Consider the following 22,208-nt stretch of genomic DNA (forward strand, 5'->3'; position numbering starts at 1 on the left):
ACCACGCATTATTGCGTTTCAAAGTTGTTAAATTTTATCCGTTGTTCTAGAAACAAAATGTAACATCTCACTGTTTCACAACAACGGACAACAACTATGAACAACTCAGGGAAATACCTTACGTGGGCGGTGCTCTCCGTTGTGGGAGCCTTTGCCCTGGGCTATATCGCCCTCAACCGGGGGGAGCAGATCAATGCGCTCTGGATCGTCGTCGCCTCCGTCTGCATTTATCTCATTGCGTACCGTTTTTATGGCCGCTATATCGCAAAGACGGTACTGGGCGTAGACGGCACACGCATGACGCCTGCCGTGCGCCACAACGACGGGCTGGACTACGTGCCGACTGATAAAAAAGTGCTGTTCGGTCACCATTTCGCGGCGATTGCCGGTGCAGGCCCGCTGGTGGGGCCGGTGCTGGCGGCGCAGATGGGCTACCTGCCGGGGATGATCTGGATCCTCGCGGGGGTGGTGCTGGCGGGGGCGGTGCAGGACTTTATGGTGCTGTTCGTCTCCACCCGCCGCGACGGACGTTCGCTGGGTGAACTGGTGAAAGAGGAGATGGGGGCAACCGCCGGGGTGATTGCGCTGGTGGCGACCTTTATGATCATGGTGATCATCCTCGCGGTGCTGGCGATGATCGTGGTGAAAGCGCTGACCCACAGCCCGTGGGGAACCTACACGGTCGCCTTTACCATTCCGCTGGCGTTGTTTATGGGGATTTACATTCGCTACCTGCGCCCGGGACGCATCGGTGAAGTGTCGGTGATTGGCCTGGTGTTTCTGGTGTTCGCGATTATCTCCGGCGGCTGGGTGGCGGAAAGCCCGACCTGGGCACCATTCTTCGACTTTACCGGCGTGCAGCTGACCTGGATGCTGGTGGGCTACGGCTTTGTGGCGGCGGTGCTGCCGGTGTGGCTCCTGCTGGCCCCGCGCGATTATCTCTCAACCTTCCTGAAAATCGGCACCATAGTCGGGCTGGCCATCGGCATTCTGATTATGCGCCCGACCCTGACCATGCCTGCGCTGACCAAATTCATCGATGGTACCGGCCCGGTCTGGACTGGTAACCTGTTCCCGTTCCTGTTTATCACCATCGCCTGCGGTGCGGTGTCGGGCTTCCACGCGCTGATCGCCTCCGGGACGACGCCGAAGATGCTGGCGAATGAAAATCAGGCCTGCCTGATTGGCTACGGCGGCATGCTGATGGAGTCCTTCGTGGCGATTATGGCGCTGGTCTCCGCCTGCATTATTGATCCGGGCGTTTACTTTGCGATGAACAGCCCGATGGCGGTACTGGCCCCGGCTGGCACCGTTGACGTGGTAGCGTCCGCCGCGCAGGTGGTGAGCGGCTGGGGTTTTGCCATTACCCCGGAAACGCTGACGCATATCGCTAATGAGGTGGGCGAGCAGTCAATTATCTCCCGCGCGGGCGGGGCGCCGACGCTGGCGGTGGGCATGGCCTACATTCTCCACGGCGCGCTGGGCGGGCTGATGGACGTGTCGTTCTGGTATCACTTCGCCATCCTGTTCGAGGCGCTGTTTATTTTGACGGCGGTGGATGCGGGAACCCGTGCGGCGCGCTTTATGCTGCAGGATCTGCTGGGGGTGATCTCCCCGAACCTGAAGCGGACCGATTCGCTCCCGGCTAACCTGCTGGCGACGGCGCTATGCGTGCTGGCGTGGGGCTACTTCCTGCATCAGGGCGTGGTCGATCCGCTGGGCGGGATCAACACCTTGTGGCCGCTGTTCGGTATCGCCAACCAGATGCTGGCGGGCATGGCGCTGATGCTCTGCGCGGTGGTGCTCTTCAAGATGAAGCGCCAGCGTTACGCGTGGGTGGCGCTGGTGCCAACCGCCTGGCTGCTAATCTGTACCCTGACGGCGGGCTGGCAAAAAGCCTTCAGCCCGGACAATAAGGTGGGCTTCCTGGCGATCGCCAACAAGTTCCAGGCGATGATCGACAGCGGCAAGATCCCGGCGCAGTACACCGAATCGCAGTTGTCTCAGTTGGTGTTCAACAACCGTCTGGATGCCGGACTGACCATCTTCTTTATGGTGGTGGTTGTGGTGCTGGCGTTGTATTCTCTGAAAACCGCGCTGGCGGCGCTGAAGGTCGACACGCCGACGGCGAAAGAGACGCCGTACGAGCCGATGCCTGAAAACCTGGACGAGATTGTGACCCAGGCGAAAGGGGCGCATTAACCTGTGTGCCGGGTGGCGCTAGCGCTTACCCGGCCTACATTTCCAGTGAGACCAGAATGATGTTCGACACCCTCTCCAAAGCAGGTAAGTACCTGGGCCAGGCCGCCAAAATGATGATTGGCGTGCCGGATTACGATAACTACGTCGAGCATATGCGCGTCAACCACCCGGACCAGACGCCGATGACCTACGAAGAGTTTTTCCGCGACCGCCAGGACGCCCGTTACGGCGGCAAGGGCGGGGCGAAGTGCTGTTAACCCTCTTTCGGTAAATAGAGGCTGATTTGCTCCTGCTTGCAGCCATAAATTGCCGCCAGCTTTTCGCGGGTGCGCTTTTGCGGACGGGAGTCCAGCGCTTCCAGCTGTGATACGGCGGACTGGCTCATGCCGAGTTTTTCCGCCACCTCCTGCTGGGATAGCCCGCGCAGGATACGCCACGCGGCCTGCAGGCTGACATTCTCGCTATGCATGATGTCGCACACTTCACCAGGTAATCCTACGTCATCATAACAATCGTGTTCGACTTCAATATCCTCTAGATCATCATCGGTTTCGTCGTCAATTTCTGCCATCTGTAAGCACATACGAAAGTATTCATCATAGGGAATAACGACGTACTGCGCTTTTCCCTCATCGTCCTTAATTAGCTGAACAGCCATAGGGGGCTTTCTCCTCGTGAAGGTAGGTCGTTGATGTTCTGCGCTTGACGGCCAAAACATAACAATGGTTATCGGGATCGTCCCGAAGTGTAATCAGAATGCGGTAATCGCCAACGCGTAGCCGAAAATGATTTTCTGTTGCCGATATTTTTTTGATATCGGGCCGGGGAGCTGAGCGATCGTCCAGCTCAGCAAGTTTTGCTTTGATTCTTCGCTGATATCGGCCATCGATTTTGGAAAACTCTTTCTTTGCATTCTTTGACCAGACAATCTTCATCCGTACCTCCACTGTACGCCCACACAAATTATAAGGAAATAATAAGACTATTAGATAAATTCCGAATTTCTTATGGGGTACTGTAGAGCGGACATAAAACGGAAGTAAGCGGTAAAAAGCGAAACATCGAGGCGGCTCGACAAGGCCTCTGCCGGGCGACAGAGGCTTTCAGGAAATTTGCGATCAGGCGTTCAACCCGCCGTCGACATCCAGCCCTGTGCCGGAGATCTGCCCGGCGGCCGGGCTGGCAAGGAAGGTGACCGCCGCCGCGATGTCTTCCGGCTGGCCGTAGTGACCGACCGCGATCATCTGGCGCTGGGCTTCCGCCTGTTCGCCGTCTTCCGGGTTCATATCGCTGTTGGTGGGGCCGGGGTGGACAAGGTTAACGGTAATACCGCGCGGGCCCAGATCGCGCGCCAGGCCGCGGGTGAGGGAGTTAAGGGCAGACTTTGTCATCGAGTAAACGGCAATACCCGGCATCGCCACGCGGTTGGCCAGACAGCTGCCGATGTTGATAATGCGCCCGCCGTCGGACATGTGCACCAGCGCTTCCTGAATGGCGATCACCACGCCGCGAATGTTGACGTTGATGAGCGCGTCAATGTCCGCCAGGGTCATGGACTCCAGCGGGCCGCCGCGCGCGATACCCGCGTTGTTGACCAGAATGTCCAGCCCGCCAAGGGAACGTGCTGCATGGGTGACGGCATCCTGAATCGCCTGCGCGCTGGCGCTGTCCGCCTGAATGGCCTCGCCGTACCGCCCCAGCGCCTTAATTTCATCGGCGACCGACTGGGCTTTATCGGCGGATTTTTCATAGGTGATGACCACATCGGCACCGGCGCGCGCCAGCGACAGGGCAATCGCACGACCCAGCCCCCGGCTGGCGCCGGTAACCAGCGCCTTTTTACCTGTTAAATCGATCTGCATGATGACCTCGTTACGAGAGTGGTGAGAACCATCATTAGGTATAGCCCGTCGGCGCAATTAACGGCGGAAGGATTCTACTTTCTCAAACGCGGCGCGCAGAGCCTCAGGCGTTAACGTCACCGGCAGATAGTGAATCGACTCCACCGGGCGCAGCGTGTGGGCGATGACCTTGTCGAGATCGTCGCGGTTATTGATGTCGACGTCCAGCTCGCGAAGCGTGGTTGGCAGGTTAAAGCGCCGGTATGCCGCCACCAGCTGCGCCAGCACGTCGTCCTGGCCGAGGAGGGCGCTCTGCACCAGAATGCCGTAGGCCACCTTGGTGCCGTGCAGGTATTTTTCCGTCTGCGGCAGCACGGTTAAGCCGTTGTGCACCGCATGTGCCGCCGCCACGCGCGTATAGCGTTCGCCCAGGCCGCCGACCATCCCGCCACCGGCGATAATCGCATCCACCACGTCCCGGAACGCCTGGGTCTGTTCGCCGCGCTGCTGGTCGGCCAGCGCTTCCTCACTGTGTTCCAGCAGCACGTCGCGGATCGCCAGCGCGCCGTTAATGCCCAGCCGCACGGTCAGCGGCAGGGTTTCCGGCTCAGGTGCCAGCACCACCGCTTCGTACCACTTCGCCAGCGTATCGCCGATGCCCGCCAGCAGATACTCCGCCGGGGCGTTAAGAATGATTTGTGGCTCCACCAGCACCAGGAAGTTGGCGTCATCGAAGATCTCAAAATGCAGCGCCTGACCGGCGTCGTTGTACCAGACGGAGAGCGGGGTCCACGCCGCGCAGGTGGCGGCGATGGTGGGAATGCCCACGAACGGAACGCCTAAGCGGCGCGCCACGGCCTTGACGGTATCCATCACCGCGCCGCCGCCGACGCCAATCACCACGCTGGCATCGCTGCCGGATTCGTTCACCAGACGGGTGACGTCGCGCTCGCTGCAGTGGCCCTTAAACAGCAGATGCTTCGCCCCCGGCGCGTTAAAACTCTGCGGCAGATAAGGGCGCGCGCCTTCTATTGCGCGCTCGCCGTAGATCCACACCGCGCGGGAAAGCTGTTCCGGGGTAAAGAACTCATTCAGATGCGCAAGGCTTCCGGAATGGGAGAAGTAGTTCGCTGGGCCGGGCACGACGCGGATTTCGGTGTTGCTCATGGTGTTGTCCTTTTTTTCGCAAGCGCTAACCCGATGTTATGTCTGGACATCCGGATGGCTAATAATATTTCGCTTTATCTTATGCCTTTTCCGTCGTTGTCAGTCAACCGGAGCTGTGAAAAATTCGATAAATCAGAAGAGTTATGAAGGATTTACGCGGATGGTTTCCAGTCGCCTTGAGATGCGCGGTATCAGCCTGGCCTTTTCCGGCTTTCAGGCGCTGACGCGCGTGGACTTCACGCTGAACGGCGGGTCGGTGCATGCGCTGACTGGCGCCAACGGTGCGGGGAAATCAACGCTGATGGCGGTGCTGTGTGGGACGCACGACCACTATGAAGGTGAAATCTCCATTAACAACCAGCCGGTAAACATTCGCGAGCCGCTGGACGCCAAACGGCTGGGCATCCACCTTGTGCAGCAGGAGGTGGACGTGGCGCTGATCCCGGGGTTAAGCATTGCGGAGAACATCATGCTCGACCAGCTGGCGCAGCCGGGGCACCGCTACCGCTGGCGCACCGTTCGTCAGCAGGCGCGGCAGGCGCTGGCGCAGCTCGACGTTACGCTGGACGTTCGCCGCTCCATCGACGGCTGTTCGCTGGCCGAAAAGCAGCAGATTTTGCTGGCACGCGCTTTGTCCCACCACTGCCGCTTTTTGATTCTTGACGAGCCCACCGCGCCGCTGGACGCGCACGAGAGCGAGCGTCTGTTTGCGGTGGTAAGACGTCTGCAACAGCAGGGCATCGGCGTGGTGTTTATCTCCCACCGTATTCACGAGCTGAAGGCCATCTGCGACACCCTGACGGTGCTGCGCGACGGCAAGCTGATTGAGTCCGGCCCGATGGCCGATCTTAGCGGCGAAGCGATCGTCGAGAAGATGCTCGGCCACGTGCTGAGCGATATCTATCCGCCCGCGCGGCCGCCGCACGGCGAAGAGACGCTGCTGCGGGTGGAAGGGCTGCACGACGACGCGCTGCTGAAAGATATCTCCCTGCACCTGCGCAAAGGCGAAATCCTCGGGATTGCCGGGCTGGCGGGCGCGGGGAAAACCGAACTCTGCAAGGCGCTGTTTGGCGCCAGCAAAAGCCGCGTGGCGCGCGGTGAGCTGAATCATCAATCCTGGCAGCCGCGCGATCCGGCAGACTCGGTGCTGCGCGGCCTGGCGCTGGTGCCGGAGGAGCGGCGCAAAGAGGGCATTTTTATCGACGAGCCGGTGAGCATGAACCTTGCCGTGTGCGCCGATAACAGCTTCTCGCGCTGGAGCCTGTTCGGCCATCGCCAGGCGTGGCGCTGGGCGGAGGAGGTGATCGCCCGCGTTGGCGTTCGCGCCCGCGGTCCCGGACAGGTTTTGCGACGTCTCTCCGGCGGTAACCAGCAGAAGGTCGCCATCGGTAAATGGCTGCGCAATGACGCCAGCGTGCTGATATTCGACGAACCAACCAAAGGCGTGGACGTGAAGGCGAAAACCGATCTGTTCCAGCTGATCGACGGCCTGGCGCGCGAGGGCAAAGGGGTCATTTACGCCTCGGGCGAGTTTGCCGAGCTGGTGGGACTGTGCGACCGCATCTGCGTCCTGTGGGACGGGCGCATCGTGGCGGAAATCGCCGGGGCCGAGGCCCGTGAAGAGACACTACTTTATTATTCAACCGGAGGAACGGCGTCGTGAGCAAGGCCCTTTCAGTGACCGCGGCGGCGTCTGGCCGTCAGCAACTTTTCGATTTTCTCTATAAATGGGGCATGCTGCTGACCGTCGTCGCGCTGGTGGCCGTCTTTGGCCTGGCGTCGGACAGCTTCCTCGACCCGAACAACATCATCAATATTCTGCGCTCGATTGCCATCGTGACGGTGATTGCCGTTGGCGTGTCGATTTCATTGACCGTCGGCGGGTTCGATCTCTCCGTGGGCTCCACGGCGTCGCTGGCGAACGCGTTGGTCATTTCGCTTTTCGTCTGGCACGGCTTCGGCACCACCGAGTCGATTGTAATCACTCTCGCGCTCTGCACGCTGGTCGGCCTGTTTAACGCTTTCCTGATCGTCATCCTGCGTATTCCGGACATGCTCGCGACGCTCGCCAGCCTGTTTGTCATCCAGGGCGTGGCGATGACCTACAGCTACGGCGGGTCGATTACCGAGAACATGGTGCTGCCGAGCGGCGACATGGCGGAAGGGACCATTCCGGCGGCATTTAGCCTGCTGGGGCAGGTGCCGACCATCGTCATCATCATGCTGGCGGTGACCCTTCTGGCGCAGCTGGGGCTGTCGCTGACCACTCACGGACGCCGGATGTATGCCATTGGCGGCAACCCGGAAGCGGCGCGCCTCTCGGGCATTCGCACCACGCGCTACAAGGTGGCGGCCTACGTGATTGCCTCTCTGCTGGCGGGGCTGGGCGGCATTCTGCTGGCCTCCCGCATCGGGTCGTCGCAGGTCAATGCGGGCGGCGGTTATCTGATGGATGCGGTGGCCGCGGCGTGGATTGGCTTCTCGCTGGCCGGGTCCGGCAAGCCGAACGCGCTGGGCACGCTGTTGGGGGCGGTGATCCTCGGCGTGCTGTCGAACGGGCTGGTGATGCTCTCCGTGCCGTATTACGCCATGGACATAATAAAAGGGCTGGTGCTCGCAGTGGCACTGGCGATTACCTACATACAAAAACGCTGACAACACAACGGGATAAAAAATGAAAAAGATTGCGCTCTCTTTGGTGGCACTGGGGTTACTCACTTCTCTGCCGGGATTCGCGGCCACGCCCGCGCCGGTTCCGGCCGCCATTGCGAACCACGACGGACCGATCCGCATCGCGGTGATCCGTAACCTCGGCTCGGACGACAACACCACGCAGTTTGTTGCCGGGGCCATTCAGGAAGGGAAAAAGCTCGGCTTTAAGGTCAGCACCTTTTTAAGCAACGGGGACGACGCCAAATTCCAGGACTTCGTGAACCAGGCCATCAGCCAGAAGTACGACGGGATTATCCTGTCTCAGGGCCGCGATCCGTACTCCACCGCGCTGGTGAAGAAAGCGGTGGACGCCGGGATCAAAGTTTCGGTGTTTGATACCGCCGTAAACGGCGAGATCCCGGGCGTGACCGTCACCCAGCAGGACGACGCCTCCCTGACGAATCTCTCCTTCGGCCAACTGGCGAAAGATTTCAACGGCAAGGCCAACATCGTCAAGCTGTGGGTGGCGGGCTTCCCGCCGATGGAGCGCCGTCAGGCAGCCTATAAAGAATTGCAAAAGCAGTACCCGGAGATTAAAGAGCTGGAGTCCATCGGCGCGGTCTCTTCTGACGTGCAGGGCGACACCGCCAACAAGGTGGGCGCGATCCTGGCAAAATACCCGAAAGGCAAAATCGATGCCATCTGGGGGACCTGGGACGCCTTCAGCCAGGGGGCGTATAAAGCGCTGAAAGAGAACGGCCGCACCGAGATCAAGCTCTACAGCATCGACATCTCCAACCAGGATCTGCAGCTGATGCGCGAGCCGGGCAGCCCGTGGAAGGTGAGCGTGGCGGTGGATCCGAAGCTAATTGGGGCGACCAACGTGCGTCTGGTCGCCAACAAGATTGCCGGAGAAGCCACGCCTGCCACCTACGACTTCAAAGCCGCTGCGATCCCGCAGGCGCTGCTGACCGCGCAGCCGGGGGCGGTGAACGTAGCGTCGCTGGGCAAAATCATTCCGGGCTGGGGCCAGACGGAAGATTTCATTGCGCCGTGGTTTGCGACGCTGGAAGCGAAAAATAAATGAGTATCCTCCCTACGCCAGAATACAGCCGCAATATGCGGCTGATCGGCCATAGCGATCAGGGCGGTCGCCCGGACGGCGTGCAGCTGATGGTGCACCGCGGTTTCGCCTATATCGGCCATATGGTGTCGCAGGGCTTTTCGATAGTAGACGTGCGCGACCCGAAAAACCCGAAACCCGCGGGCTATTTTCCTGCGCCGCCGGGCACCTGGAACGTGCACCTCCAGGCGCATGACGACCTGCTGCTGGTGATCAACGCCCGGGATCTGTTTGCCGATGCCCGCTTCGCCGACGAGAAGGTCTACTACACCCGTCAGGTAGGAGAGACCGTCAGCGACGTGCAGGACAGGGGCTGGAGCGCCGGGCTTCGCGTTTTTGATATCTCCACGCCGGACGCGCCGCGCGAAATCAGCTTTCTCTCGCTGAGCGGCATCGGCATTCACCGCATCTGGTACGTCGGTGGCCGCTGGGCGTACGTGTCAGCGCTGATCGACGGTTTTACCGACTACATCTTTCTGACGATCGACCTGGCGGACCCGCGCAAGCCCGAGGTGGCGGGGCGCTGGTGGCTGCCGGGCATGAACCAGGCCGAAGGCGAACAGCCGAACTGGCCGGAAGGGAAACGCTACGCGCTCCACCACGCGATTATTGCCGGCGATACGGCGTACGGCAGCTGGCGCGACGGCGGCTTAACGCTGCTGGACGTGAAGGACCGCAGTCAGCCGACGCTGATCAGCCACCGCAACTGGAGCCCGCCGTTTGGCGGCGGGACGCACACCGCGCTGCCGCTGCCGGACCGGGATCTGCTGGTGGTGCTGGACGAAGCGGTGCTCGATAACCAGCAGGACGGCGAGAAGCTGATCTGGCTGTTTGATATCCGCGAGCCGTCGAACCCGGTGAGCATCTCGACCTTCCCGCAGCCGAATGAAACCGACTACGTGGCAAAAGGGGCGCATTTCGGCCCGCACAACCTGTACGAGAACCGTCCCGGAAGCTTCGTCAGCTCGACGCTGATTTTCGCGACGTATCAGAACGCGGGCGTGCGCGCGTATGACATCTCCAATCCGTATCGCCCAGTGGAAACCGGTGCGCTGGTGCCTGCGGCACCGGAGAGGATGATGGACACGCGGCCGAATCGCCCGCAGGTGATCCAGTCCTGTGATGTGTTTGTGGATGCGCAGGGAATTATCTACAGCACGGACTATAACGGCGGGCTGTCGGTGATTGAGTATCTGGGGTAAGTGCGGTTTGATGCCCTCTCCGACAGGGAGAGGGAGAAAATCAACTGTATTGCCGCACCCGCGCCACCAGATCTTCCGCGCTGTCGATGCGCTCGGCAATGACAATCAGCGCTTTACCAAGCGTTATCGCGTGGCGCAGGCATTCGTGGCGCATGGCCTCGTCCTGGATGGTGTCGATATCCGCGACGTGGGAAAGCCCGACGCTGCGGCGAATGAGTTCGGTGCCGCAGAAGCCGATGGAGTCATGCCAGACCTTTTTCAGGAACGCGGAGGCATAGCCCGGCGCGCTGAGCGCGGTGTCGCGCGTTTTCTCGTGTGCCAGTGCCTGGAAGCGTTCCGCAAAGGTGTTCCACAGCTCCTGAATATCAGTCAGGCGCTGCTCGCGCGCGGCGGCGGCATCGCGAATGCCCAGATGCCCCGGCAGGCCGCAGAAGTTGAGCAGCAGGTTGCCGATGGCGGTGCCGACGTCAAAGCCAATCGGCCCGAAATAGCCGAACTCGGCGTCGATGGCCTTCAGGCTGCCGTCGGCCACAAAAATCGAGCCGCTGTGAATATCCCCGTGCAGCAGCGCTTCGGCATGCGAGAAGAAGCGGTGCTTCAGGGAGGCCACGGCAATTTTTAGCGGGGCGTCGTCGCGCAGGGCGGCGACGTCATTTTCCAGCTCGGCAGGGTAGTTATTGCGCTCATGAACCTGGTACGGATCGTTGAAGAACAGATCTTCGGTGATCTCGCACATCTCCGGGTTGATGAATTTCGCCACCTGCGCTTTTTTCGCGTGCGGGTGCAGGTAGAAATCGCTGGTGTGAAACAGCGCGTGCGCGAGGTATTCGCCCAGCTGGCGCGCCGCCTGCGGGTAGTAAATGTTTTTGATCAGCTCGCCGCGCCAGATGCGATGGCTGGAGAGATCTTCCATTACCATCACCGCCAGTTCGGGGTCATAGTGGTGGATTTTTACGGTGTGCTGCGGGCTGTGCTGGTAATGCTCGACCAGGGTTTGCGCCTCGAGGCGGGCGCGATCCAGCGTCAGCGGCCAGGACTCGCCGACGCAGCGCACGTAGGGCAGCGCCTGTTTGACGATGATGCGGCTGACGCCCGCGCTGTCGTAAATTTTAAAAACCAGATTGAGGTTGCCGTCGCCCACTTCCTGCGCCTCTACCAGCGATGACGGATCGTCAAGCCCACCAAACTGCCTGGCATACTCCACGGCGTCCTGAGCGGTAAAGGTACGGTATTGCGACATGGCCTGCTCCTCACGAGTTAACTAATTAAGACATGTAGACGTCTATACATCTGGATTTCATCCTGACACAATGTGCTACAACAACGCAACAGGGAATTAACGACATGCAGACATTACAGACGACCAGCCTGCGGGTGGCGGATAACCAGCTCTTTATTCTCGACCAGCAGGCGCTTCCGCAGGAGAAACGCTGGCTGGATGCCTCAACGGTGGAGGCGCTGGTTGGGCATATCCACGCTCTGCGCGTGCGTGGCGCGCCGTTGATTGGTCTCTCTGCAAGCCTGCTGCTGGCGCTGCTGGCGGAAAACGGCAAAAGCCGCGATGAGCTGGCGGTGGCGCTGGATACGCTTCGCGCATCTCGCCCGACGGCGGTAAATCTGATGAACAACCTCGACCGCATGAAGTTTGCGCTGCGGGAAGAGGATTTCGTTCCGGCGCTGGTGGCGGAGGCGCTGCGCCTGATTGACGAAGACAAACGGCTTTGCGACGCGATTGCAAAAGCGGGCAGCGCGCTGGTGAAGCCCGGCAGCCGTCTGCTGACCCACTGCAACACCGGCGGGCTGGCAACCGCGGGCGTCGGTACGGCGCTGGGCGTGATTGCACGGGCGCATCAGGAAGGCAACGTCAGCAACGTCTGGGTGGATGAGACTCGCCCGCTGCTGCAGGGCGGTAGATTGACCGCGTGGGAGCTTGGCGAGCTGGGCGTGCCGTATCAGCTGATTACCGATTCCATGGCCGCCAGCCTGATGGCGAAAGGGCAGGTGGACGCCGTGTGGGTGGGGGCCGATCGCATCGCCGCTAACGGTGATGTGGCGAACAAGATCGGCACTTATTCGCTGGCGGTGCTGGCGAAATTCCACGGTATTCCATTTTACGTCGCCGCCCCACAAACGACGCTCGACCCGGCCTGCCCGAACGGGGATGCGATCCCCATCGAGCAGCGCGCCGCCAGTGAGGTGACGGGCGTCGCAGGAAGCTTTGGCGCGGTGCAGTGGGCGCCGGAAAACGCGGTGGTCTATAACCCGGCATTCGACGTCACGCCTGCCTCGCTGATTAGCGGCTGGGTGCTGGATACGGGTGTGGTCACGCCGGATGAGGTGGCGGAAGGGAAATTTGGCTGAGTCCGGCTATCCTTTAAGGGGGTTCCCTGAGAGGACAACATCGTGACGCTCGATCCTGAAACAGACTTAAAACTGGAGCGCGTGGTGGACGCACCGCGCGACCTGCTCTGGCTCTGCTGGACCACGCCCGAGCACATCAAAAACTTCTTCATTCCTGCTCCGCACAAGGTGACCGAATGCGACCTCGACCTGCGCGTGGGCGGGCGGTTCAACACCGTGTTTGAGGTGGACGGGCAGCGGATGGATAACCGGGGTGTCTTCCTGGAAATCGACCCGGGGAAAAAGCTGGTGTTTACCGACGGCTATACCGAAGGCTGGAAACCGGCCGAGAAGCCGTTTATGACGGCAATTTTGTTGCTGGAAGACGTCGGGGAGGGGAAAACCCGCTATACGGCGATAGCGCGCCATCCGACGAAGGAAATCCGCGAGCAGCATGAACAGATGGGCTTCCACGAAGGGTGGGGGATAGTGCTGGATCAGCTGGTGGAGTATGTGAAAGGGCTTAACGCTTAGTGCGCGCTGGTGCCCTCACCCCGCCCCTCTCCCACAGGGAGAGGGAGAAAAGATCAGGCCAGGCGTGGATACGCATCCGCGATTGCATCGCCCGTAAACTGGGCAACCCAGCCTTCCGGATTGTCGAAAATACGAATGGCGGTAAAGTTCGGCTCTGAGCCCATATCAAACCAGTGCGGTGTGCCTGCGGGTACGGAGATCAGGTCGTTTTTCTCGCAGAGCACCTGATACACCTCATCGCCAATGTGCAGGCAGAACAAGCCCGCGCCTTCCACGAAAAAGCGTACTTCGTCCTCGCCGTGGGTGTGTTCGTTGAGGAACTTCGCGCGCAGCGCCTCTTTCTGCGGATTGTCGGCGCGCAGGCTGATCACGTCCCAGCTCTGATAGCCTTTCTCTGCCACCAGCTTGTCGATCGCATGTTGATACGCTTCGATCACGGCTTCGGGCGCAGGATCCTGCCCTAAATCACGGTCTGCCGCCCAGCGCTCAAAGCGCACGCCTTTAGCGTTGAGCTGTTGAGCGATCTCGGCGGCGTCGGTGCTGTGCCACTGATGCTTACTGGCGTCTTTATCGGAATAAATGGTCAATGCGCTCATGAAGGGATCTGCTCCGGATTTATCTCGTCAAACTGGTGGACCTGATGGTGATGGCTTGCGCCGTCATCATCACCGCGAATCAGCTGCAGGGTGCGAAAACCTGCCTGTTCAGCCGCGTCCAGCTCCTGATGGATATCGGAGAGGAACAGGATCTGCGACGGGGCGATGCCCGTTTGCGCCGCGATGTTCTGATAAGACTGAACCTCGCGCTTGGCGCCGATGTGGGTATCAAAATAGCCGCTGAACAGATGAGTAATATCACCTTCATCGCTGTAGCCAAATAACAGTTTCTGCGCGGCGACAGAGCCCGAGGAATAAACATAGAGATCAATCCCTTGCGCTTTCCATTTTTCCAGCGCAGGCAGTACGTCCGGGTAGAGGTGACCGGTAAAGTCGCCGTTGTCGTAGCCGTCGTGCCAGATGAGCCCCTGCAGCGCTTTGAGCGCAGTGGACTTGCGGTCTTCATCCATAAAGGCAAACAGGGCGTCGATAAGCTCGCTGACGCTGGCGTGCGGGTTACCGATTTCATCACGCAGGTTGTCCAGAATGGATGTGACCGGCTCGGCGTACTGCTGCGCGGTCACGAAGGCCGCCAGCCGCTCGCGCGCGTAGGGGAACAAAACATCATGGACAAAACGAATATCGCTGGTGGTGCCTTCAATATCCGTCACAATTGCGCGAATCATACTCTCTCCAGTTGTCGTAAACGCATTTCACATTCAAACAGGAATTCCAGTCCTTCCAGATGACGGCGGGCTTCGGCCACGTCGCGTCCCCAGCAGGTTAAGCCATGACCGCGCAGAAGAAAACCATAATTAAGCGGCCGTTCCTGCGCGTAATGGGCGATGCGCGAGGCGAGGGCGTCGATGTCCTGGTCGTTATCAAATACCGGGATGGCGACGGTATCCAGATGGGTAGTCTGCCCGGTAAGAGATTTCTGCATCTCGAAGCCGCTGATATTCAGTTCGGCTTCTTTGACCAGACGCGACAGCACCGTGGCGTTAACGGAATGAACGTGCAGGACAGCGTTAGCCTCCGGGAACAGGCGATAGATAAGGGTGTGTAGCCCGGTCTCCGCCGACGGTTTTCGACCGGACGGCGCGCGGTTGGTGGCGATCTCGACCTGCAGAAAATCCTCCGTCGTCAGGCTGCCTTTGTCTTTACCGGATTCGCTGAGCCAGCACAGATGTTCATCCTGACGCACCGACATGTTACCGCCGGTGGCGGGAGCCCAGCCTTTGGCACCAATCCAGCGGCAGGCGTCGACCAGATGTGTAAGTTGCAGGTTGTCTGTCATTTCCTTTTACCCTCGCGGCCAGGAATATTCATATGGTTTAGACGTCTAAGCGTCTTGATTGCCAAAGACTAACATCGTGTTATAGTGTCAGCAACATAAGTATTACAAGCAGGCACAGCACAATGAGCAATAACGCATTGATTCCGCAGAGTAAACTTCCGAATCTCGGCACCACTATCTTTACGCAGATGAGCGCCCTGGCGCAGCAGCACAATGCCATTAACCTCTCACAGGGGTTCCCCGATTTCGATGGTCCGAAATATTTGCAGGAACGTCTGGCGCACCACGTGGCGCAGGGTGCGAATCAGTATGCGCCGATGACCGGCGTGCAGGCGCTGCGGGAAGCCATTGCCGACAAAACGGCGGCGCTGTATGGCTATCACCCCGATGCGAACAGCGATATCACGGTGACGGCAGGAGCGACCGAAGCGCTGTATGCTGCCATCACCGCGCTGGTTCGCGCGGGGGATGAAGTCATCTGCTTTGACCCAAGCTACGACAGCTATGCGCCTGCGGTTGAACTCTCCGGTGGCGTGGTGAAGCGTGTGGCCCTCCAGCCGCCGCATTTCCGCCCGGACTGGCAGGCGTTCGCCGCGCTGCTGAGTGATAAAACCCGCCTGGTGATCCTGAATACGCCGCACAATCCATCCGCAACGGTGTGGCAGAAAGCCGATTTCGCGGCGCTGTGGCAGGCGATTGCAGAACGTGAGATCTACGTGCTGAGCGATGAAGTGTACGAGCACATCTGTTTTGCAGAAGAAGGACACGCCAGCGTGCTGGCCCATCCACAGCTGCGCGAGCGCGCCGCCGCCGTCTCGTCGTTCGGCAAGACCTATCATATGACCGGCTGGAAAGTGGGCTACTGCGTGGCACCGGCCGCCATCAGCGCCGAGCTGCGTAAAGTGCACCAGTATCTGACCTTTGCGGTGAACACGCCCGCCCAGCTGGCGCTGGCGGATATGCTGCGCGCCGAGCCGGAGCACTACCGCGAGCTGCCGGACTTTTACCGCGCGCGCCGGGATCTGTTTGTGAATGCGCTCAGCGAAAGCCGTCTGGAGATTTTACCGTGCGAAGGAACGTATTTTCTGCTGGCCGACTACAGCGCAATCTCCGATCTGGATGACGTCAGTTTCTGCCAGTGGCTGACCAAAGAGGCAGGCGTGGCCGCCATACCGCTGTCGGTCTTCTGTGCCGATCCCTTCCCGCATAAACTGATCCGTCTCTGTTTTGCGAAGCAAGAATCGACACTGCTGTTGGCGGCCGAACGCCTGAATGCGCTCTGATTATTTCACCGTCCAGGCTTCTGAATAACGACGGTCTGCGAACAGTTCCAGCAGGCCGTTGATTTGCTTGAGGCGCAACACCTCATCGCTGTCCATACCGAGCTCTTTGCCAATTTTTTGCTCGTTCCAGCCAAGCTGCGCCAGTTCACGGACGATTTCTGCCATCGCGTTGATCTGGTGTCGTCCACGCGCCCGGTTGTGGCGAATGGTTGCGGCCATTCGATCGTGTTTATCCTGGCGCTCGCGGCGCAGGCAGGTGACGGGGAGATACCCTTTCAGCTGTCGCTTTAGCGCTGCCCGCGTGCTGCCGATTTCATGACGATGAAAGCCGTCCACGATTTCGTAGTGCTGAGGGGTATTTTCAGTCACAACGATAGGTTGAGTGAATCCATCCAGTTCCAGCGACTTCGTGAGTAGCCGCTTTTCCGGCGGGGCAACGTTATTGGGATTGTAATCATTGGCCGTAAGACGATCCTGTTTAACCCAGAGCACGCAATCGACAGGCTGCTCGCGAAAAGGGCTGTGCTGATGTATGACCTGGCGAAACGCATTGATGGCGTTAATGCGATCCTCTTCAGGAAGGGACTGAAGGTACGTTTCGATCTCTGAGATTATTCTTTGTCGCATAAAATTCCCCACTCCTTGCGTTTTGCCTTCACTCTTTCGCTGTAGCGTTGATAGTGTTTGGGTTTGTTAGGGCTGAAAGAGAGCGCCCGGCACCAGTAATCGTTATTGAGTAAAACCTTACAAATTCGGCGCCAGGAGGGGATATCTTTTGAGCCAATGTCCCCTTCCTGGGTATCGGGAATATCGTCCATGCCCCGCTTTTGATACCAGTGCAAATACACCGCGATTTTGTTGCGGTAATGCTCTGCCGTCGTTTGCGGCATGCTGTCGAGCAGCAGCATGGCATACGCGTACCAGCTCAGGTGGTCGGGTTTCAGGATCTTCCTGTGGCCGTAGAAATGGTTATCGTGCCCGGCGTAAATTCCGCCGCTGCTCGCACCGCTGACGCGTTCACACATAACGGCCCAGCGTTCAGGCTCGACAACGTGATACAACCACAAACCCTGGCGTTGTTCTGGGCCAAAGGGCTCGCAGATGCGCATATAGCGTGGCGGGACCCCAGCCTGAAACATGAGATTGTACAGCGGGTTATAGCATTCTCCCGTTTTGGCGAACCACGTCCAGATATCCGCGGTTTTCCAGTCGTAAAGCGGGTAGATGTACCAAGCGTGCCCGCCCGGGGCGATGGTTGTCCAGGGTTTATCATCGGCGAAACGCTGCTTGCGGGCGTTGGCGATGGTTAAAAAGCGGTTGTAGGATTCATCGGCGCGTATGCCCACCAGCATTGCGGCAGGGCGATGCTGTGCAAACCAGTCAGAAAAAGCACGGACAAAGGCTTCAAACGTCATGCCCGGCTGGTAGAAATCGAAGTAATCAGGGGCGGTTATCGCCTCTTCGGGCGGCTGGCGAACCCACGGTTTGCCCGGCTCCCAGCATTGCCATTCGGGCTGGTATTGCGACAGGGCGTTTTGCGTCGTGAGTGGCAGAGCGACCCACCAGTATTTTGCAATCACATCGCCATACTGCTGGAGCATTCTATTTACATGCTCAATGGTGTAAGTGAACTGCGCTTCCCAGTCTATAAAGAGCAGATGAATTTTTTTGCCCATTTTTCGGGCTTGTTGAGCCGTCAAATGCAGCATGATGGTCGAATCTTTTCCGCCTGAAAATGAAACACAAACCATCGGGAGATTCTCAAGCGTCCATGCGATGCGGTCTACCGCGGCCTCAAGGACATTTTGGTTTAGTGGATACTTATACATTGACAAGGTAAACGCCTCCCTGCAAATAACTACCGGATGGGTGTCAATAATCAAGAGAGAGTAATATTAGGTAAAAACAGGGGGAGGTAAATGAAAAAGAGAAATGTTTTTCTTAATTATAAATGTGGGTTATGTATTGCAGTAAAGTAAATGGCTGCGGTAAACGCAGCCATCGTCATTTAATTTTCTGAGACCTTGCCGATAAAAGATGAGAAAATTGAACTGTTCAAGGCTGAACGGTTATAGATCATGAAAACGTCCAGCGGAGGAAGCATAAACGGTGCATCTAATTTCTTGAGTCTCAGAACCTGTTTGTATTTTTCATAAAATATCTCTGGGACGTATCCGACCAAATGCGAGGCACTGATCATGGCCATAATAGTGAATACGGAGTCACAACGAAAACCGATTTTCTTGTCAGCATGCACTTTTTCAACCATCGATTGATAGCTCTTTACGCCGGGTTCGTCGCTCATGAAAACAGTAAACTTCTCTTCGTTAAGTTCCTCCATCGTGACAACATCCTTCATACGCGGATGATCCTGGCTGCATACCATAATCATTGAATAGGAAGCATAAGGCATACAAATCATTGAACGGTTGTTCACCGGCGCCATGGAGAAGATGAGATCTGCTTTACGGTAGGCCAGTAGGTCTTCAGCGGAATCAGCAGTAAGCAGCATATCATGAAGCTCTATCTGGTAATTATGCTCTCTCATCAATAGCTTAAGCGGATCCAGTAGATTTTCAGTGGTCAGGATCTGTGGGCAATAGAGGATAAAATTCTTCTCCAGTGCGGAGCCATGCATGATGTTTATCGTCTGCTCCAGCTGATTAAGATTTTGCTCAAGATGATGGTGGAGATTGATGCCCACCGTGGTTGGCGTGATCCCCTTACCGGAACGAATAAACAGCGGGTCGTTGAGCTGGCTACGCAGTCGCTGGAGCGATTGACTGACCGCCGAGGGGGTAATGTAGAGTGTTTCTGCTGCCTTGCTGATGCTCAAGTGTTGAAAGATACATTCAAAAATGACCAGCAGGTTAAGGTCGAATTTTTTTAGATCGTAGAGGTTTGCCATGTTTCATCCTGAGTACGTTGTGTTTGCGTTATCACATAACTGATAACTATAGGAGTAAGTTAACCATTTATCATCCATGAGAATAACTTACTTAATTAACGATTTATTTTCGCTTAATATATCACGAAGGTAGATTAATGAAATAGCTCTTCAATGAGTATTAAGATACTTTTATCTTTAAAAGTGCGATTCCTTTCGTTGAAATAGTTTTCATTTATATATAGAAAACAATCATCATTCTTATCTATTTCTCCCTGCCTGGGTACCAAAGGAAATAAATGACAGCACTTGTTCGTTAAAACCTATCACAGCCATAGATAGGATTGCCGCTCAGGTGCATTGCTCTTACGCTGGACGGGTGTTGTAATCATTCGGCTGTTATTGCCTTGATATAAGGTTGTAGAGCGCAACGCAACGCCAGCTTCGGCTGGCACTGAATGTACCTGCGGGGAATTCAGGTATCAGGGCCGCCCGTTGAGGCGGCCTTTATACTTTCTGGGGTACCGCAGCAGGTTCACCTTGCTGTCTTGTTGACGTTGTAAGGTTTGGCTGATTGATTTGATAAAGCATACGCATTAGCCCCGATGAGCAAAGTTGGTTACCTTACATCTCAACGAAAACACGGAGGAAGTACAGATGTCTTTGATTAACACTAAAATTAAACCTTTCAAAAACCAGGCGTTCAAAAACGGTGAGTTCATTGAAGTAACCGAGAAAGATACCGAAGGTCGCTGGAGCGTCTTCTTCTTCTATCCGGCTGACTTCACCTTCGTTTGCCCGACCGAACTGGGCGACGTGGCTGACCATTACGACGAACTGCAGAAGCTGGGCGTAGACGTTTACTCTGTCTCTACCGATACCCACTTCACCCACAAAGCGTGGCACAGCAGCTCCGAAACCATCGCAAAAATCAAATACGCGATGATCGGCGACCCGACTGGCGCCCTGACCCGTAACTTCGACAACATGCGTGAAGATGAAGGCCTGGCCGACCGTGCAACCTTCGTGGTTGACCCGCAGGGCATTATCCAGGCTATCGAAGTTACCGCTGAAGGTATCGGCCGTGATGCTTCTGACCTGCTGCGTAAAGTGAAAGCGGCTCAGTACGTGGCTTCTCACCCAGGTGAAGTGTGCCCGGCTAAATGGAAAGAAGGCGAAGCGACCCTGGCTCCATCCCTGGACCTGGTCGGTAAAATCTAAGTTTTCACCATCCGGCAATCAATGGGCGCCCCCGCGCCCATTTCATTCCAGCACCATGATGCAAGTTGCATTCAGGCCGCCCGCAAAGGCAGCTTGCATGATGACGTCTTAAGAGAGGGAAGAACTATGCTCGACACCAATATGAAAACCCAGCTCAAGGCCTACCTTGAGAAACTGACTAAACCCGTTGAGTTGATTGCCACGCTGGACGACAGCGCGAACTCGGCCGAAATCAAAGAGCTGCTGGCAGAGATCGCTGAACTGTCGCCGAAAGTGACCTTCAAAGAAGACAATTCGCTTGCGGTTCGTAAACCCTCTTTCCTGATTACTAACCCGGGCTCGGACAAGGGACCGCGTTTTGCTGGCTCTCCGCTGGGGCATGAATTTACCTCACTGGTGCTGGCGTTGCTGTGGACCGGCGGTCATCCGTCAAAAGAAGCGCAGGCGCTGCTGGAGCAGATCCGCGATATCGACGGTGATTTTGAGTTTGAAACCTATTATTCGCTCTCCTGCCACAACTGCCCGGACGTGGTGCAGGCGCTGAACCTGATGTCGGTTCTGAACCCGCGCATCAAGCATACGGCGATTGACGGCGGTACGTTCCAGAATGAGATCACCGATCGCAACGTGATGGGTGTTCCGGCGGTGTATCTGAACGGTCAGGAGTTCGGCCAGGGCCGCATGACGCTGACGGAAATCGTTGCCAAAGTGGATACCGGCGCGGAAAAACGCGCGGCGGAAGAACTGAACAAACGCGATGCGTACGATGTGCTGATTGTCGGTTCCGGCCCTGCGGGCGCGGCGGCAGCGGTTTACTCTGCACGTAAAGGTATTCGTACCGGTCTTATGGGCGAACGCTTTGGCGGACAGGTGCTGGATACCGTGGACATTGAAAACTACATTTCCGTACCAAAAACCGAAGGTCAGAAGCTGGCCGGTGCGCTGAAGGCTCATGTCAGCGATTACGAGGTAGATGTAATCGACAGCCAGAGCGCCAGCAAGCTGATTCCGGCGGCGGTGGAAGGGGGCTTACACCAGATTGAAACCGCCTCTGGCGCGGTGCTGAAAGCTCGCAGCGTGATCGTTGCCACCGGGGCAAAATGGCGCAACATGAATGTGCCGGGCGAAGATCAATACCGTACCAAAGGCGTGACCTATTGCCCGCACTGTGACGGCCCGCTGTTTAAAGGCAAACGGGTGGCGGTGATCGGCGGCGGTAACTCCGGCGTGGAAGCGGCTATCGACCTGGCGGGGATTGTTGAACACGTGACGCTGCTGGAGTTCGCGCCAGAAATGAAGGCCGACCAGGTGCTGCAGGATAAAGTTCGCAGCCTGAAAAACGTCGACATCGTGCTGAACGCGCAGACCACGGAAGTGAAGGGCGACGGCAGCAAAGTGACCGGTCTGGAGTACCGTGACCGCGTAAGCGGCGACGTTCATAGCGTTCAGCTTTCGGGGATCTTCGTACAAATTGGCCTGCTGCCGAACACCACCTGGCTGGAAGGCGCGATTGAGCGCAACCGCATGGGCGAGATTATCATCGATGCGAAATGTGAAACCAGCGTGAAGGGCGTGTTTGCCGCGGGCGACTGCACCACCGTGCCGTACAAGCAGATCATCATCGCGACTGGCGAAGGTGCAAAAGCGTCCCTGAGCGCGTTTGACTACCTGATCCGCACCAAAACCGCATAATAAAAGAAAGTAAGACATACCTGCAGTAGCCACCTCTTTATGAGGTGGCTTTTTTTTAGATTTTTTTACCCTCAATTATCCTCGTTATTAACCCCTTCATGCGTTAATTACCTGCTTCGATCAAAGAAAATAATAAGCCTGCTGATAATATCTTGTCGTTTTTTATAGCGG

Annotated in this window: 22 protein-coding genes; 11 read left to right on the forward strand and 11 right to left on the reverse strand. The window is 57.5% G+C overall.

Translation table 11 applies throughout. From position 1 onward, the window contains the following. Positions 1-96: 96 nt before the first annotated feature. Both cstA and IM314_RS12850 read left to right on the forward strand, forming a co-directional pair. On the forward strand, positions 97-2,202 hold the full coding sequence (gene cstA, locus IM314_RS12845) for a pyruvate/proton symporter CstA (protein ID WP_017694336.1): 2,106 nt from the start codon (positions 97-99) through the stop codon (positions 2,200-2,202). A 59-nt stretch (positions 2,203-2,261) separates the two neighbouring features. Continuing rightward, positions 2,262-2,459 (forward strand): YbdD/YjiX family protein, encoded by a 198-nt coding sequence (locus IM314_RS12850; RefSeq protein WP_006809671.1) that lies wholly within the window; start codon positions 2,262-2,264, stop codon positions 2,457-2,459. On the opposite strand, the gene IM314_RS12855 is transcribed toward IM314_RS12850, so the two are convergent. The 4 genes from IM314_RS12855 to IM314_RS12870 form a co-directional block, all read right to left on the reverse strand. After that, positions 2,456-2,860, reverse strand: coding sequence for a helix-turn-helix domain-containing protein (locus tag IM314_RS12855; RefSeq protein WP_193359036.1), 405 nt, complete (start codon positions 2,858-2,860; stop codon positions 2,456-2,458). The genes IM314_RS12850 and IM314_RS12855 overlap by 4 nt on opposite strands. Then, a complete protein-coding gene (locus IM314_RS12860) occupies positions 2,841-3,137 on the reverse strand; it encodes a type II toxin-antitoxin system RelE/ParE family toxin (protein ID WP_023303272.1) in 297 nt (98 codons plus the stop codon). The genes IM314_RS12855 and IM314_RS12860 overlap by 20 nt, the downstream gene beginning before the upstream one ends. Positions 3,138-3,320: 183 nt before the next feature. Continuing rightward, positions 3,321-4,064, reverse strand: coding sequence for an SDR family NAD(P)-dependent oxidoreductase (locus IM314_RS12865; RefSeq protein ID WP_193359037.1), 744 nt, complete (start codon positions 4,062-4,064; stop codon positions 3,321-3,323). 57 nt (positions 4,065-4,121) lie between these two features. After that, positions 4,122-5,210, reverse strand: a complete 1,089-nt coding sequence (locus tag IM314_RS12870) for an oxidoreductase (protein WP_193359038.1) — start codon at positions 5,208-5,210, stop codon at positions 4,122-4,124. Positions 5,211-5,370: 160 nt separating this feature from the next. Between IM314_RS12870 and IM314_RS12875 the strand changes: the two genes are divergently transcribed. From IM314_RS12875 to IM314_RS12890, 4 genes are read left to right on the forward strand one after another with little or no spacing between them, the layout of a single operon-like run. Further along, complete coding sequence (locus IM314_RS12875; protein WP_193359039.1) at positions 5,371-6,873, forward strand: sugar ABC transporter ATP-binding protein; 1,503 nt, start codon at positions 5,371-5,373, stop codon at positions 6,871-6,873. Beyond that, positions 6,870-7,865, forward strand: a complete 996-nt coding sequence (locus IM314_RS12880) for an ABC transporter permease (RefSeq protein WP_193359040.1) — start codon at positions 6,870-6,872, stop codon at positions 7,863-7,865. The genes IM314_RS12875 and IM314_RS12880 overlap by 4 nt, the downstream gene beginning before the upstream one ends. A gap of 19 nt (positions 7,866-7,884) precedes the next feature. Further along, positions 7,885-8,949 (forward strand): sugar ABC transporter substrate-binding protein, encoded by a 1,065-nt coding sequence (locus tag IM314_RS12885; RefSeq protein ID WP_193359041.1) that lies wholly within the window; start codon positions 7,885-7,887, stop codon positions 8,947-8,949. After that, the gene (locus tag IM314_RS12890; RefSeq protein WP_193359042.1) at positions 8,946-10,187 is read left to right on the forward strand and encodes an LVIVD repeat-containing protein; all 1,242 of its coding nucleotides are present in this window, start codon (positions 8,946-8,948) and stop codon (positions 10,185-10,187) included. Before IM314_RS12885 ends, IM314_RS12890 begins: the two co-directional genes overlap by 4 nt. A gap of 40 nt (positions 10,188-10,227) precedes the next feature. On the opposite strand, the gene mtnK is transcribed toward IM314_RS12890, so the two are convergent. Continuing rightward, positions 10,228-11,427, reverse strand: a complete 1,200-nt coding sequence (mtnK, locus tag IM314_RS12895) for an S-methyl-5-thioribose kinase (RefSeq protein WP_193359043.1) — start codon at positions 11,425-11,427, stop codon at positions 10,228-10,230. Positions 11,428-11,531: 104 nt separating this feature from the next. Here mtnK and mtnA point away from each other — a divergent pair, with 104 nt between their 5' ends. Together mtnA and IM314_RS12905 are read left to right on the forward strand one after the other, a co-directional pair. After that, positions 11,532-12,548 (forward strand): S-methyl-5-thioribose-1-phosphate isomerase, encoded by a 1,017-nt coding sequence (mtnA, locus tag IM314_RS12900; protein ID WP_193359044.1) that lies wholly within the window; start codon positions 11,532-11,534, stop codon positions 12,546-12,548. A gap of 42 nt (positions 12,549-12,590) precedes the next feature. Then, positions 12,591-13,061, forward strand: coding sequence for an SRPBCC family protein (locus IM314_RS12905; protein WP_041910935.1), 471 nt, complete (start codon positions 12,591-12,593; stop codon positions 13,059-13,061). 53 nt (positions 13,062-13,114) lie between these two features. Here the strand turns inward: IM314_RS12905 and IM314_RS12910 are convergent, their stop codons facing one another. The 3 genes from IM314_RS12910 to IM314_RS12920 are packed head-to-tail and all read right to left on the reverse strand — an operon-like array spanning position 13,115 to position 14,954. After that, complete coding sequence (locus IM314_RS12910) at positions 13,115-13,657, reverse strand: acireductone dioxygenase (protein WP_193359045.1); 543 nt, start codon at positions 13,655-13,657, stop codon at positions 13,115-13,117. Next, positions 13,654-14,343, reverse strand: coding sequence for an acireductone synthase (gene mtnC, locus IM314_RS12915; protein WP_193359046.1), 690 nt, complete (start codon positions 14,341-14,343; stop codon positions 13,654-13,656). The genes IM314_RS12910 and mtnC overlap by 4 nt, the downstream gene beginning before the upstream one ends. Further along, positions 14,340-14,954 carry a methylthioribulose 1-phosphate dehydratase gene (locus IM314_RS12920; RefSeq protein WP_193359047.1) on the reverse strand — a complete coding sequence of 205 codons (615 nt, stop codon included), beginning with the start codon at positions 14,952-14,954 and terminating at the stop codon, positions 14,340-14,342. The genes mtnC and IM314_RS12920 overlap by 4 nt, the downstream gene beginning before the upstream one ends. A 122-nt stretch (positions 14,955-15,076) precedes the next feature. Between IM314_RS12920 and IM314_RS12925 the strand changes: the two genes are divergently transcribed. Next, a complete protein-coding gene (locus IM314_RS12925; RefSeq protein ID WP_193359048.1) occupies positions 15,077-16,237 on the forward strand; it encodes a pyridoxal phosphate-dependent aminotransferase in 1,161 nt (386 codons plus the stop codon). Here IM314_RS12925 and IM314_RS12930 read toward each other — a convergent pair whose 3' ends face one another. The 3 genes from IM314_RS12930 to IM314_RS12940 form a co-directional block, all read right to left on the reverse strand. Further along, positions 16,238-16,864 carry a ParB/RepB/Spo0J family partition protein gene (locus IM314_RS12930; RefSeq protein ID WP_041910931.1) on the reverse strand — a complete coding sequence of 209 codons (627 nt, stop codon included), beginning with the start codon at positions 16,862-16,864 and terminating at the stop codon, positions 16,238-16,240. After that, a complete protein-coding gene (locus IM314_RS12935; RefSeq protein WP_048956873.1) occupies positions 16,849-18,072 on the reverse strand; it encodes a phosphoadenosine phosphosulfate reductase in 1,224 nt (407 codons plus the stop codon). Before IM314_RS12935 ends, IM314_RS12930 begins: the two co-directional genes overlap by 16 nt. A gap of 173 nt (positions 18,073-18,245) precedes the next feature. After that, positions 18,246-19,145, reverse strand: a complete 900-nt coding sequence (locus IM314_RS12940; RefSeq protein ID WP_193359049.1) for a LysR family transcriptional regulator — start codon at positions 19,143-19,145, stop codon at positions 18,246-18,248. Positions 19,146-19,781: 636 nt separating this feature from the next. Here IM314_RS12940 and ahpC point away from each other — a divergent pair. Beyond that, complete coding sequence (ahpC, locus tag IM314_RS12945; RefSeq protein WP_008501015.1) at positions 19,782-20,345, forward strand: alkyl hydroperoxide reductase subunit C; 564 nt, start codon at positions 19,782-19,784, stop codon at positions 20,343-20,345. A gap of 126 nt (positions 20,346-20,471) precedes the next feature. After that, a complete protein-coding gene (ahpF, locus tag IM314_RS12950; protein WP_193359050.1) occupies positions 20,472-22,037 on the forward strand; it encodes an alkyl hydroperoxide reductase subunit F in 1,566 nt (521 codons plus the stop codon). Positions 22,038-22,208 lie beyond the last annotated feature (171 nt).

It is taken from the genome of Enterobacter cloacae complex sp. P42RS (assembly GCF_014930595.1).
GTDB lineage: Bacteria > Pseudomonadota > Gammaproteobacteria > Enterobacterales > Enterobacteriaceae > Enterobacter > Enterobacter bugandensis.

Bases quoted from the DNA above. Each gene is read 5' to 3' on its own strand.
- IM314_RS12920 (WP_193359047.1), bottom strand. From the start codon at position 14,954: ATGACAGACAACCTGCAACTTACACATCTGGTCGACGCCTGCCGCTGG.
- IM314_RS12925 (WP_193359048.1), top strand. From the start codon at position 15,077: ATGAGCAATAACGCATTGATTCCGCAGAGTAAACTTCCGAATCTCGGC.
- IM314_RS12870 (WP_193359038.1), bottom strand. From the start codon at position 5,210: ATGAGCAACACCGAAATCCGCGTCGTGCCCGGCCCAGCGAACTACTTC.
- mtnC (WP_193359046.1), bottom strand. From the start codon at position 14,343: ATGATTCGCGCAATTGTGACGGATATTGAAGGCACCACCAGCGATATT.
- IM314_RS12890 (WP_193359042.1), top strand. From the start codon at position 8,946: ATGAGTATCCTCCCTACGCCAGAATACAGCCGCAATATGCGGCTGATC.
- IM314_RS12850 (WP_006809671.1), top strand. From the start codon at position 2,262: ATGTTCGACACCCTCTCCAAAGCAGGTAAGTACCTGGGCCAGGCCGCC.
- IM314_RS12875 (WP_193359039.1), top strand. From the start codon at position 5,371: ATGGTTTCCAGTCGCCTTGAGATGCGCGGTATCAGCCTGGCCTTTTCC.
- cstA (WP_017694336.1), top strand. From the start codon at position 97: ATGAACAACTCAGGGAAATACCTTACGTGGGCGGTGCTCTCCGTTGTG.
- IM314_RS12910 (WP_193359045.1), bottom strand. From the start codon at position 13,657: ATGAGCGCATTGACCATTTATTCCGATAAAGACGCCAGTAAGCATCAG.
- mtnA (WP_193359044.1), top strand. From the start codon at position 11,532: ATGCAGACATTACAGACGACCAGCCTGCGGGTGGCGGATAACCAGCTC.
- IM314_RS12940 (WP_193359049.1), bottom strand. From the start codon at position 19,145: ATGGCAAACCTCTACGATCTAAAAAAATTCGACCTTAACCTGCTGGTC.
- IM314_RS12855 (WP_193359036.1), bottom strand. From the start codon at position 2,860: ATGGCTGTTCAGCTAATTAAGGACGATGAGGGAAAAGCGCAGTACGTC.
- ahpC (WP_008501015.1), top strand. From the start codon at position 19,782: ATGTCTTTGATTAACACTAAAATTAAACCTTTCAAAAACCAGGCGTTC.
- IM314_RS12865 (WP_193359037.1), bottom strand. From the start codon at position 4,064: ATGCAGATCGATTTAACAGGTAAAAAGGCGCTGGTTACCGGCGCCAGC.
- IM314_RS12885 (WP_193359041.1), top strand. From the start codon at position 7,885: ATGAAAAAGATTGCGCTCTCTTTGGTGGCACTGGGGTTACTCACTTCT.
- mtnK (WP_193359043.1), bottom strand. From the start codon at position 11,427: ATGTCGCAATACCGTACCTTTACCGCTCAGGACGCCGTGGAGTATGCC.
- IM314_RS12860 (WP_023303272.1), bottom strand. From the start codon at position 3,137: ATGAAGATTGTCTGGTCAAAGAATGCAAAGAAAGAGTTTTCCAAAATC.
- ahpF (WP_193359050.1), top strand. From the start codon at position 20,472: ATGCTCGACACCAATATGAAAACCCAGCTCAAGGCCTACCTTGAGAAA.
- IM314_RS12930 (WP_041910931.1), bottom strand. From the start codon at position 16,864: ATGCGACAAAGAATAATCTCAGAGATCGAAACGTACCTTCAGTCCCTT.